Below are 11,512 nucleotides of genomic sequence, written 5' to 3'. Positions count from 1 at the left end.
GGACCGGGGCGTGTGGGGAGCGGGGAGAGCCTCAGGCTAGAGCGGCCAGCGCGGTGTGGACCATCACGCGGACGCCCACCGCCAACGCCTTCTCGTCCAGTTCGAACGTCGGCCGGTGCAGGTCGCGCATCTCGCCCTCACCGGACCAGACGCCCAGCCGGAAGAACGCGCCGGGCACGTGCTCGAGGTACCACGCGAAATCTTCGCCGCCCGACGACTGTTCCGTACCGGCCAGCGCATCCTCGCCCAGCGCCGCTTCGACACCGGCACGCAGCAACGCTGTGCTGTCGGCGTCCGCGACCACGGGCGGCACGCCGCGCCGGTAGTCGAGCTGGAACCCGGCGCCGGTCGGCGCGAGCAACGACTCCACCGACGAAGCGACGAGCGGTTCGAGCGATTTCCACACCTCGTGGTCGGCCGTGCGGAGCGTGCCCCGCAGCGTGCCTTCCTGCGGCACCGCGTTCGCCGCCTGGCCGGCGTGCACCGCACCCCAGACCAGCACGGTGCCCGAACGCGGGTCCACCCGGCGCGAAAGCAGCGAGGGCAGCGACGTGATCACCACGCCGAGCGCGTGCACGAGGTCGGCCGTCAGATGCGGCCGCGACGTGTGCCCGCCAGGCGAGGTCAGCCGCAGTTCGATCAGGTCGGCGGCCGAGGTCAGCGCGCCGATCCGCGAACCGATCCGGCCGACCTGCAGCCGCGGGTCGCAGTGCAGCCCGAAGATCCGGTCGACGCCCTCCAGCTCACCGGCGTTGATCACGTCCAGCGCGCCGCCGGGCATGACCTCCTCCGCGGGCTGGAAGATCAGCCGGACACGGCCCGGCAGCTCGGGCGCGGACGCGAGCGCCGTGGCCACGCCGAGCAGGATCGCGGTGTGCGCGTCGTGCCCGCAGGCGTGCGCGGCACCTTCCACAGTGGACGAGTAGGGCAGCCCGGTCGCCTCGGTCAGCGGCAACGCGTCGATGTCCGCCCGCAGCGCCACACAGGTGGGGCCGCTGCCGACGTCACAGATCACGCCGGTGCCGCCGGGGAGCACCTTCGGCTCCAGCCCGGCCTTGCGCAGCACGGCGCAGATCAGTTCGGTGGTCGCGTATTCGTGCCGCGAGAGCTCGGGATTGGCGTGGATGTGCCGGCGCCAGGCCACGATATCGGCCCCATTGCGCTCGAGCCAGTCGTCCAGCCAGAACGGTCCTCTGCCCGCACCGAGGTCGGTCACAGGTGCCATGCTGACGCCGTCCGCGGTGATCAGCGCGTCCCGTGCCCCCATCGAGGCAGGGCCGCGGCTCTCGCGGTCGCCGGGAATCTCCCGTCGTGAGTCCAGCACGGTCACACCGAACCTCCGTTTGCAAAAAGCGTGTAACCCATTTGCCGCAATCCTGCACCATGCATCCGGCAAGGGACCGCCCGTCCGGACGCCGCGGGGCTGGCCGGTAGTGGATCTGCGCTGAACGGCAGGGAGGATTTCGGCCCACCTGTATCCGGGGACCGGTTTACTTACCCTTCGCCTGGTCGGCGGACTTCTTACGCCTCTTGCCCCGGATGCTGCGACCCCAGATCACGATCCCGGCGAGCACCACGGCGAGCACTCCGACGACGATCTTGCTCTTCGTCTTCTGCTGGTTCGCGCGCTCGTTGTCGGCGGGGTCGATCGTCGGGCCGGGCTGGGTGGTCTGCTCGACGACCGGCTGCGCGGCACCGGCCACCGGCGCCGAAACGGCGACGGCAGGGGCGGGGGTGGCGGCGACCGCCACGGCGGCCGGCGCGGACAGTGAGCACAGCAGGCCGGTGGCCAGCGCGGCCAACGTCGTGCGCAGCTTTCCCATCACGATCGCCTCCCTCGACACCCGGTAGAACAGTGTGCCCGGTGGGCTGCGTCAAGTCACGCTCCGAAGGCGTCCAGAATACGTTGCGCGGCCAAAGTGGCCGTCAATTCACCTTTTCGGACGGCGGTTTCGACCTCGGGCACCACTTCGCGCACACCAGGGTGCTCGGCGAGCCGCCCGAGCAGCTGGTCCCGCACCATCGACCAGGTCCAATCGACCTGCTGCTGACTGCGCTTGGCGTCGAGCTCGCCCGACTCGGCCAGTTGCGCGCGGTGCCGTTCGATCTGCTGCCACACGGTGTCCAGGCCGAGGTCGTTGAGCCCGCTGCAGGTCAGCACCGGCGGCGTCCAGGACGCGTCGGGCCCGTAGATCATCCGCAGCGCGCCGGCGAGCTCCCGCGCGGCGCGCTTGGCGTCGCGCTCGTGGTCGCCGTCGGCCTTGTTCACCGCGATCACGTCGGCGAGCTCGAGCACGCCCTTCTTGATGCCCTGCAGCTGGTCGCCGGTGCGCGCCAGGGTCAGGAACAGGAAACAGTCGACCATGTTCGCCACGGTGACCTCGGACTGCCCGACGCCGACGGTCTCCACGAGCACCACGTCGTAGCCCGCGGCCTCCATCAGCACGATGGTTTCGCGTGTCGCGCGGGCGACCCCGCCGAGCGTGCCGGACGTCGGCGAGGGCCGGATGAACGCGGACGGGTCCACCGCCAGCCGCGCCATCCTCGTCTTGTCGCCGAGGATGGACCCGCCGGTGCGGGTGGACGACGGGTCGACGGCGAGCACCGCGACCCGGTTGCCTGCCTCGGTCAGGTCGGTGCCGAGCTGGTCGATGAAAGTCGACTTGCCGACCCCGGGCACGCCGGTGATGCCGACCCGCCGCGCGCCACCGGCGTGCGGCAGCAGCTCCACCAGCAGCTCCTGTGCCTGCTTCCGGTGGTCGGCCCGGTTCGACTCGACGAGCGTGATCGCCTTCGAAAGCGTGCCGCGGTCTCCCGCCAGCACGCCCTTGACGTACGCCGCGACGTCAACCTCGCGCGCCACTCAGGCCTGCTCCAGCTGGTCCAGCAGGTCGATCGCCGCGTCCGCGATCACGGTGCCGGGGCCGAAGATCGCCGCCGCGCCCGCCGCCCGCAGCTCGTCGTAGTCCTGCGGCGGGATCACGCCGCCGACCACGACCATGATGTCGGAGCGGTCGAGCTTGGCCAGCTCCTCGCGCAGCGCGGGCACCAGCGAAAGGTGGCCGGCCGCCAGCGAGGAAACGCCGACGACGTGCACGTCCGCCTCGATGGCCTGCCGCGCGACCTCCGCCGGGGTGGAGAACAGCGGGCCCACGTCGACGTCGAAGCCGAGGTCGGCGAACGCCGTCGCGATCACCTTCTGGCCGCGGTCGTGCCCGTCCTGCCCCATCTTGGCGACCAGGATGCGCGGCCGGCGGCCCTCCGACTCGGCGAAGGCGTCGACGCGCTCGCGTGCCTTGTCCACGTTCTGGCTCTTCCCGACCTCGTCCCGGTACACCCCGGAGATCGTACGAATCTGCCCGGAGTGGCGGCCCCAGACCTTCTCCAGCGCGCCGGAGATCTCGCCGACGGTGGCCTTCGCGCGCGCCGCGTCCACGGCCAGCTCCAGCAGGTTGCCCTCGCTGTCGGCCGCCGCGGTGAGCCGGCGCAACGCGTCCTCGACCGCGCCGGAGTCGCGTTCCTCCCGCAGCCGCCGCAGTTTCTCCAGCTGCTGGGCGCGGACACCGGCGTTGTCCACTTTGAGCACGTCGATCTGCTCTTCGTCGGTGACGCGGTACTTGTTCACCCCGATCACCGGCTGCCGCCCGGAGTCGATGCGCGCCTGCGTGCGCGCGGCCGCCTCCTCGATGCGCAGCTTCGGGATACCGGCGTCGATCGCGCGCGCCATGCCACCGGCGGACTCGACTTCGCTGATGTGGCCCCACGCCTTGCGCGCCAGGTCGTAGGTGAGCTTCTCGACGAACGCGCTGCCGCCCCACGGGTCGATCACGCGCGTGGTGCCGGATTCCTGCTGCAGCAACAACTGCGTGTTGCGGGCGATGCGGGCGGAGAAGTCCGTCGGGAGCGCCAGCGCCTCGTCGAGCGCGTTGGTGTGCAAGGACTGCGTGTGCCCCTGGGTGGCCGCCATCGCCTCGACGCAGGTGCGCACGACGTTGTTGTAGACGTCCTGCGCGGTCAGCGACCAGCCCGAGGTCTGGCAGTGCGTGCGCAGGGACAGCGACTTGCTCGAAGCGGGCTCGAACTGCTTGACGAGTTTCGCCCACAGCAGCCGGGCCGCGCGCATCTTGGCGACCTCCATGAAGAAGTTCATCCCGATGGCCCAGAAGAACGACAGCCGCGGGGCGAACTTGTCGATGCCGAGCCCGGCGTCCATCCCGGCGCGGATGTACTCGACGCCGTCGGCGAGCGTGTACGCCAGCTCCAGGTCGGCCGTCGCGCCGGCTTCCTGCATGTGGTAGCCGGAGATGGAGATCGAGTTGAACCGCGGCATCCGCTGCGAGGTGTAGCCGAAGATGTCGGAGATGATCCGCATCGAGGGCTGCGGCGGGTAGATGTAGGTGTTGCGGACCATGAACTCTTTGAGGATGTCGTTCTGGATGGTCCCGGCGAGCTGCTCGGGCTGCACGCCCTGTTCCTCGGCCGCCACGATGTAGAGCGCCATCACCGGCAGCACGGCGCCGTTCATGGTCATCGACACGCTCATCTTGTCCAGCGGGATGCCGTCGAAGAGCTGGCGCATGTCGTAGATCGAGTCGATCGCCACGCCCGCCATGCCGACGTCGCCCGCGACGCGCGGGTGGTCGGAGTCGTAGCCGCGGTGGGTGGCGAGGTCGAAAGCGACGGAAAGGCCCTTCTGGCCTGCCGCGAGGTTGCGGCGGTAGAAGGCGTTGGACTCCTCGGCGGTGGAGAACCCGGCGTACTGGCGGATGGTCCAGGGCTGGTTGACGTACATCGACGGGTACGGCCCGCGCAGGAACGGCGCGATGCCGGGGTACGTGCCGAGGAAGTCCACATCGGACAGATCCTCGGCGGTGTACACCGGTTTGACGCCGATGCCTTCCGGCGTCTCCCAGACCAGCGCGTCGGCGCCCTTGCCGGTGCTCGCGTGCAGCGCCTCGGCCCAGGCCGCGGCGTCCGCGGGCTCGGGCACGCCGAGTTCGACGTCGGAGAAGTCGGGGATGGCCATCACTTCACTCCCAGCGTTTCGAGGGTGCTGGTCAGTACGGCGAGCGCGTCACAACCGGTGTAGGCGTAGCCGCTGATCCCACGGTAGGACTCGGCGGGCTTCCCGGCCAGGAGCACGGTTTTCGCCCCTGCCTCGCGCAGTCCGGCCGCAACGTCGTTGGCCTGCGCGGCGTAGGACTTGTCGCTGCCGCACAGGCAAGCGACGGTCGCGCCGCTTTCACGGAAGGCCGCGACCGGGTCCTCCACCGCGCCGGGGTTGACCGGCTCGATGCCGCCCGCCTGCAGCAGGTTCGAGGTGAACATGGCCCGCGCCGTGTGCGACGCGAGTGGGCCGAGCGTGGCGAGGAAGACCTTGGGCCGCTCGCCCGTCGCGGCGAGGTGCGCGTCGGAGCGGTCGCGCAGCGACTCGAACTCCTGGGCGTACCGCACCTTCGGCAGCCCGCCACCATCCACAGTGGACGGCAGCGGCGGCCGCTCGACGGGTTTCTCCGCCAGGTCGGGGAACTCGCTGACCCCGGTGATCGGGTCCTTGCGGGTGGCCAGCCGCTTCGAGCGCTCGGCCCAGGTGGCGGCGAGCCGCTCGCCCAGCGCGCCGGACTCCAGCGCCGCCTCGATCCCGCCCTGGCGCTCCAGCTCGGTGAACTCGCGCCACGCGGCGTTGGCCAGCGCGTCGGTGAGGTTCTCCACGTACCAGGAGCCACCTGCCGGGTCGATGACGCCGGACAGCTTGGACTCCTCCAACAGAATCGCCTGGGTGTTGCGCGCGATGCGGCGGGAGAAGACGTCGGGCTGGCCGATGGCCGCGTCGAACGGCAGGACGGTGACCGCGTCCGCTCCGCCGACGCCCGCCGCGAAGCAGGCGACGGTGGTGCGCAGCATGTTCACCCACGGGTCGCGCTGGGTCAGCATCGCCGTGGACGTGACCGCGTGCTGCTTCATGCCGTGCGGCGCGGCACCGGCGACTTCGGCTACGCGCGACCAAATCCGGCGCGCCGCCCGCAGCTTCGCGATGGTCAGGAACTGGTCCGCCGTCGCGGCGAAGCGGAACTCGAGCTGCGCGGCCGCTTCGTCCACGCTCAGGCCCGCCTCGGTGAGAGCGCGCAGGTACGCGACGCCGGCGGCGATGGCCGCGCCCAGCTCCTGTGCGTCGGAACCACCGGCTTCGTGGTACGGCAGGCCATCTACGACGATCGTGCGCAGCTTCGGGTACTTCGGCGCGAGCCGTGCGGCCAGCGCGGCGGCCTTGGCGGTCTCGTGCGCTTTGCCGGTGCGAGCGCGCAGGGTGATCGGATCGGCCCCGATGGTCCCGACGACTTCGCTGTCGGGGACGTTCTTTTCGGCAAGCACTTCGAGCAGGGCGTTCGCCGCGGCTTCGTACTGCTCCCCCGCTTCGAGGACCACGGGCGCCAGGTCGGCGTAGACCTCGTTGAGCGCGTCGGCCAGCTTGTCCACCGGCAGCGCGTCACCGCCGACGCGGAGCCACACGGAGTTGGCGCCGTGCTCCAGGTCGGCCAGCACCGCCTTGTTCGTCACCGCGGGGTCGGGGTGGGCGTGCAGCACGCGGACGTCCCAGCCGGTGCCCACCGCACCCTCGGGTTTGGCGCCGCGCACGAAGGGTGAAAGCCCCGGGAAACCGGCGGGCGGCGCCTCGTCCTCGGCGGTGTACAACGGCTGGATCTCGATGCCGTCGTAGGTTCTGCTCGTCAGCAGGCTCTCGGGATCCCCGGTGAAGCCCTCCGGTAAAGCCCCGCTCTTCTTGAGCACCCCGGCCACAAGCTGCTGCCAGTCGGCGCGCGTCGGCGCGTCGAACTCGGCGGCGAGCGTGAGCTCCTCGGGCCCCGTTGTCCCAGCCTGAGTCATACCTACCGATGGTAGGAGTAGCGCAACTGGCGCGAGTGTGACCCTGCTCGCGGTCGATCTCCCGCGCGGGTACGGGTGTCCCGCAGGCACAGCGCGTGCATCCGCAACAATGTCGGGGTGTCCACCGCGAGCGAAGAGCCCCGCGTCGTAGCCGGCCGCTACCGGCTGAGCTCGGTGCTGGGCTCCGGTTCGATGGGCACGGTGTGGGCGGCCTACGACGAGTTCCTGCAGCGGCCGGTCGCGGTCAAGGAGATCAAAGTACCCCCTGGCGTCACCGCGGGGCAGGCCGATGAGCTGCGCGAACGTACCCTGCGCGAGGCCAGGGCCATCGCGGTGCTGTCTCACCCGAACGTGATCGTCCTGCACGACGTCGCCCGCGAGAACGACGAGCCGTTCGTGGTGATGGAGCTGCTGCAGTCGCACAGCCTCGCCGAGCTGATCCGCGAGCACGGCCCACTCTCGGTGGAGCAGGCCGCTGCGGTGGGTGACGCCGTGGCCGCCGCATTGGAGGCCGCGCACGACGCGGGCATCACCCACCGTGACGTCAAGCCGGGCAACGTGCTCGTCGCGGAGGACGGCCGGATCAAGCTGACCGACTTCGGCATCGCGCGGAACGTCTCCGAAGCGACCATGACCCGCACCGGGATGACGCTCGGCTCGCCGGCGTACATGTCGCCGGAAGTCGCCTCCGGCAAAGCCGTCACCCCTGGCGCGGACCTGTGGGGGCTCGGCGCCACGCTGTTCAACGCCGTCGAGGGGCACCCGCCGTACGACGCGGACGGCGACCCGATGGAGACGATGGGCAAGGTGGTCAAGGGCGAGGTGCCGCGGCCGACGCCCGGCCCGCTCGCCGCCGTGATCACCGGCCTGATGGCGAAGGAACCGCGCGACCGGATGCCCTTGCGCGCGGTCCGCCAGCAGCTGTACCCGATGGTCAAGACGGCGCCGCGGGTGCTGTTCGCCGCCGAAATGTTCAGCCAGGCCGCGGGCCGGCGCGCCCAGGCCACCGACACCAGGGAGATCGCGCCCGCCGCGCCACCGCTCGCGGCGCAGTCCGGCGAGGCGAGCCAGGAGCTGGCGGCGGAACCGGGCCCGCTGCCGTTCATGACGGGCTCCACGGCCCGTCCCACCACGACAGGCTCGACCGCGCGCCCGCCCGTGCAGCCTCCGCCACCGCCCGCGCCGACTCCGGCCGCGGCGTCTTCCGGTCGCGGGGTCACCGCCACGGCCGTCCTGATCAGCGTGTCCATCCTGCTGTTCCTGGCCTCGGCGGCGGGTGGGTTCGTGGCCGCGCGCGTCATCGGCGCCGAGTCGATCAAGCCGCCGCAGCAGACGAACCAAGGGGCGCTGACGGAGCCGGCGCCGACGCGGTTCGAAACCCGCACCGGCGACGCCTCGAACGTGAAGGGCGACAAGGCCGCCACCTTCACCGTGGACGTGCCCTCGGACTGGACGCGTTTCACGGGCACCGGGGTCGGCGACAACCTGCCGCCATCGACGCTCGTGCGCTGGGTTTCGCCGGACGGCTCGCAGATGCTCGCGGTGGACCACATTTCCGGGTACTTCCCGAACTACAGCATCGAGCAGTACGTGAGGGGCCTGTCCAACAGCCGAGGGCCCGGCTCGTTCACCCAGACCGACTCGGACAGTCTGAAGGACGGTCGCGACGGGATCGCGATGACGTACCGGACCTTCGACACGGGAACCGCGGGCAACAAGGTCAGCCGGACGACGTTCGCGCAGATCTTCAAATCCGGCACCAGCCTGTGGGCGGTCAGCGTCACCGTGCCGACCGAACAGGAGAACACCGCGAAAACCGAGCTGTGGCAACGGATCGCGCCCACGTTCAAACTCGCGGGCTGACGCCGCGGCTGTAGTCGGATCGGTCACGAACGGCGCAGTAGGCTCGGCGCATGAGTGAACAGGACGTGGCAGGCGCCGCGGCGGCCGCCATCGCCGAGCGGACCGGGGTCGAGCGGCACGAGATCGCGGTGGTGCTCGGTTCCGGCTGGCGGCCGGCGGCCGACGTCATCGGCACCGACGAGGCGGAGATCCCGCTCGAGGATCTGCCGGGCTTCGAGAAGCCGGAAGCGGTCGGGCACGGCGGCACGGTGCGCTCCATCGACGTCGACGGGAAGCGGGCGCTGGTGCTGCTCGGGCGCACCCACCTGTACGAGGGCAAGGGCATCGGCCGCGTCGTGCACAACGTGCGCACGGCGGCCGCCGCCGGGGCGAAGACGGTGCTGCTGACCAACGCCGCCGGTGGCCTGCGCGAGGGTTTCCGCGTCGGGCAGCCGGTGCTCATCTCCGACCACCTGAACCTGACCGCGACTTCGCCGATCGTCGGGGCGAACTTCGTCGACCTGGTCGACCTGTACTCGCCACGGCTGCGCAAGCTCGCGAAGGAGATCGACCCGTCGCTGGAGGAGGGCGTGTACGCCGGGCTGCCCGGCCCGCATTTCGAGACCCCGGCGGAGATCCGGATGCTGCGCACGATGGGCGCGGACCTGGTGGGCATGTCCACGGTGCTGGAGGCGATCGCCGCCAGGGCGGCCGGGGTCGAGGTGTTCGGGCTGTCGCTGGTGACCAATCTGGCGGCCGGGATGACCGGTGAACCGCTGAACCACGAGGAAGTGCTCGAAGCCGGGCGCGCGTCCGCGCACGCGATGGGCACCCTGCTGCGCGAACTGGTGGCCCGTGCCTGACGACCGGCCGCGGCTGACGGCCATGCTGCGGGAAAGCGCTTTCCGCTGGATCGCCGATGACGTGGACGCGGGGAGCCGCAAGGAGTTGCAGGCGATCCTCGCCGACGCGATGGGCGGTCGCCCCGGCGCGGTGGCCGAACTGGTGGACAGGATGAACGGTCCACTGGAGTTCGGCACGGCCGGGCTGCGCGGTCCGGTGCGCGCCGGGCCGAACGGGATGAACACCGCGGTCGTCGTCCGGACGACGGCGGGTGTCGCGGAATGGCTCGGCCGGCACGGGAAGGCCGGCGGTGTGGTGGTCGTCGGGCGCGATGCCCGGCACGGGTCGGAGGATTTCGCCCACGCGGCAACGGAAGTCCTGGCTGCCGCGGGCTTCGACGCCCGGCTGCTGCCCGGCCCGTTGCCGACGCCGGTGCTGGCTTTCGCCGTGAAGCACCTGGGCGCGGTGGCCGGCATCCAGGTGACCGCTTCGCACAATCCGCCGGCCGACAACGGCTACAAGCTCTACGACGACAGCGGCCGGCAGATCGTGCCGCCGTCCGATGGGGAGATCGAAAGCGCGATCGCCGCCGCGCCCGGAGCGGTGAGTGTGCCGCGCAGTAAGGGTTTCCGGGTGGTCGGGGACGAGCTGCTGGACGCGTACCTGGCCCGTGCCGGGCAGTTGCCCCGCGGTTCGGGCCGGGAGTTGCGTGTCGCGGCCACTGCGCTGCATGGGGTGGGCGCTGAGGTGCTTGTCGCGGCGCTGGGCCGCGCCGGGTTCACCGATGTGCACTTGGTGCCCGAACAGTCGACGCCGGACCCGGACTTCCCGACGGTCTCGTTCCCGAACCCAGAGGAGCCGGGCGCGACTGATCTGTTGCTGGCCTTGGCTTCCCGGGTACAGGCGGACATCGCCATCGCATTGGACCCGGACGCGGACCGCTGTGCTGTCGGTGTGCCGGGCCGGGACGGTACTTGGCGGATGTTCCGCGGGGACGAGACCGGCGCGCTACTGGGCGAGTACCTGTTGTCCACAACGGACAGTGTTGACCCGTTGGTGGCGACGACAATCGTCTCTTCGTCGATGCTGGGTTCCATCGCGGCGGCGCGCGGTGCCCGCTATGCGGAGACGCTGACGGGCTTCAAGTGGCTGACCCGCGCCGGTGACGGTTTGCTCTTCGCGTACGAGGAAGCGCTGGGCTTGTGTGTGGATCCCGAGTCGGTGCGGGACAAGGACGGGATCTCCGCGGCAGTGGTGGTGTGTGACTTTGTTGCGACGCTGAAGGAAGCCGGACGATCCGCGCTGGAGGTGTTGGATGAGCTGTCGCTCCGGCACGGCGTGCACCTGACGGATCAGTTTTCGTTGCGTGTCACGGATTTGAGTGTGCGTGCGAAGGTGATGTCCGCGCTGCGTGCCGCGCCGCCGCGTCGGCTGGCCGGCGTCGAGGTTTCGACGGAGGATCTGCTGCCGGAGACCGATGCCTTGCGGATCACCGGTGAGGGTGTGCGGGTGGTGATCCGCCCGTCTGGCACGGAGCCGAAGCTGAAGAGTTATCTGCAGGTGACGGCCACGGTGGCCGATTCGCTGGAGCGGACGCGTGCGTCGGCGAGCGAGCGGCTGTCGAGTTTGCGCGCGGAGATCGAGGAGCTGACTTCGGCTCCGGCGTAGGACGAAGGGCCCCGGCGCGATGCGCTGGGGCCCTCGGTTTTCGCGAGCAAGGTTTTCGCGGGCGGGGTTTCGCGGGCATAGAAAAACCCCGGAGCTTCGGGAGAATTTAAGCCATTCTCGACCGAAGCCCCGGGGCTCCTCAATTTTAGTTCGGCGGTGTCCTACTCTCCCACAACCCTTCGGTTGCAGTACCATCGGCGCTGGCGGGCTTAGCTTCCGGGTTCGGAATGGGACCGGGCGTTTCCCCGCCGCCATGACCACCGAAACACCACGA

General features: G+C 70.5%; 8 protein-coding genes and 1 rRNA gene. 3 read left to right on the top strand and 6 right to left on the bottom strand.

What is annotated here, in order from left to right; translation table 11 throughout:
* Positions 1 to 31: 31 nt before the first annotated feature.
* The 5 genes from FPZ12_RS44150 to mutA form a co-directional block, all read right to left on the bottom strand.
* A complete protein-coding gene (locus FPZ12_RS44150; RefSeq protein WP_144760325.1) occupies positions 32 to 1,330 on the bottom strand; it encodes a M20 family metallopeptidase in 1,299 nt (432 codons plus the stop codon).
* A 160-nt stretch (positions 1,331 to 1,490) separates the two neighbouring features.
* On the bottom strand, positions 1,491 to 1,823 hold the full coding sequence (locus tag FPZ12_RS44145; RefSeq protein WP_144760331.1) for a hypothetical protein: 333 nt from the start codon (positions 1,821 to 1,823) through the stop codon (positions 1,491 to 1,493).
* 56 nt (positions 1,824 to 1,879) lie between these two features.
* On the bottom strand, positions 1,880 to 2,863 hold the full coding sequence (gene meaB / locus FPZ12_RS44140; RefSeq protein WP_144760322.1) for a methylmalonyl Co-A mutase-associated GTPase MeaB: 984 nt from the start codon (positions 2,861 to 2,863) through the stop codon (positions 1,880 to 1,882).
* Complete coding sequence (gene scpA / locus FPZ12_RS44135) at positions 2,864 to 5,026, bottom strand: methylmalonyl-CoA mutase (RefSeq protein WP_144760319.1); 2,163 nt, start codon at positions 5,024 to 5,026, stop codon at positions 2,864 to 2,866. It lies immediately after the preceding gene.
* Positions 5,026 to 6,885 carry a methylmalonyl-CoA mutase small subunit gene (gene mutA, locus FPZ12_RS44130; RefSeq protein ID WP_144760316.1) on the bottom strand — a complete coding sequence of 620 codons (1,860 nt, stop codon included), beginning with the start codon at positions 6,883 to 6,885 and terminating at the stop codon, positions 5,026 to 5,028. Before mutA ends, scpA begins: the two co-directional genes overlap by 1 nt.
* A gap of 117 nt (positions 6,886 to 7,002) precedes the next feature.
* On the opposite strand from mutA, the gene FPZ12_RS44125 reads away from it, so the two are divergent.
* Genes FPZ12_RS44125 through FPZ12_RS44115 form a run of 3 tightly spaced genes read left to right on the top strand, consistent with a single transcriptional unit; the run spans position 7,003 to position 11,238 of the window.
* Positions 7,003 to 8,748, top strand: coding sequence for a serine/threonine-protein kinase (locus tag FPZ12_RS44125; RefSeq protein WP_144760313.1), 1,746 nt, complete (start codon positions 7,003 to 7,005; stop codon positions 8,746 to 8,748).
* Positions 8,749 to 8,798: 50 nt separating this feature from the next.
* The gene (locus FPZ12_RS44120; RefSeq protein WP_144760310.1) at positions 8,799 to 9,590 is read left to right on the top strand and encodes a purine-nucleoside phosphorylase; all 792 of its coding nucleotides are present in this window, start codon (positions 8,799 to 8,801) and stop codon (positions 9,588 to 9,590) included.
* A gap of 22 nt (positions 9,591 to 9,612) precedes the next feature.
* Positions 9,613 to 11,238: a phospho-sugar mutase gene (locus FPZ12_RS44115; protein ID WP_144760328.1), complete on the top strand. Its 1,626-nt coding sequence runs from the start codon at positions 9,613 to 9,615 to the stop codon at positions 11,236 to 11,238.
* Between the two features lie 148 nt (positions 11,239 to 11,386).
* Here the strand turns inward: FPZ12_RS44115 and rrf are convergent.
* Positions 11,387 to 11,503: ribosomal RNA gene (rrf, locus tag FPZ12_RS44110) — 5S ribosomal RNA — on the bottom strand.
* Between the last annotated feature and the right edge of the window lie 9 nt (positions 11,504 to 11,512).

It is taken from the genome of Amycolatopsis acidicola (assembly GCF_007713735.2).
In the GTDB taxonomy this organism is placed as follows: domain Bacteria; phylum Actinomycetota; class Actinomycetes; order Mycobacteriales; family Pseudonocardiaceae; genus Amycolatopsis_E; species Amycolatopsis_E acidicola.
The sequence above is the reverse complement of the archived record's forward strand: the minus strand, read 5'-3'. Positions and strand labels throughout refer to the sequence as shown.

Coding starts and splice junctions, on each gene's coding strand:
- FPZ12_RS44145 (WP_144760331.1), bottom strand. CDS start 1,823: ATGGGAAAGCTGCGCACGACGTTGGCCGCGCTGGCCACCGGCCTGCTG.
- scpA (WP_144760319.1), bottom strand. CDS start 5,026: ATGGCCATCCCCGACTTCTCCGACGTCGAACTCGGCGTGCCCGAGCCC.
- mutA (WP_144760316.1), bottom strand. CDS start 6,885: ATGACTCAGGCTGGGACAACGGGGCCCGAGGAGCTCACGCTCGCCGCC.
- FPZ12_RS44120 (WP_144760310.1), top strand. CDS start 8,799: ATGAGTGAACAGGACGTGGCAGGCGCCGCGGCGGCCGCCATCGCCGAG.
- FPZ12_RS44115 (WP_144760328.1), top strand. CDS start 9,613: ATGCTGCGGGAAAGCGCTTTCCGCTGGATCGCCGATGACGTGGACGCG.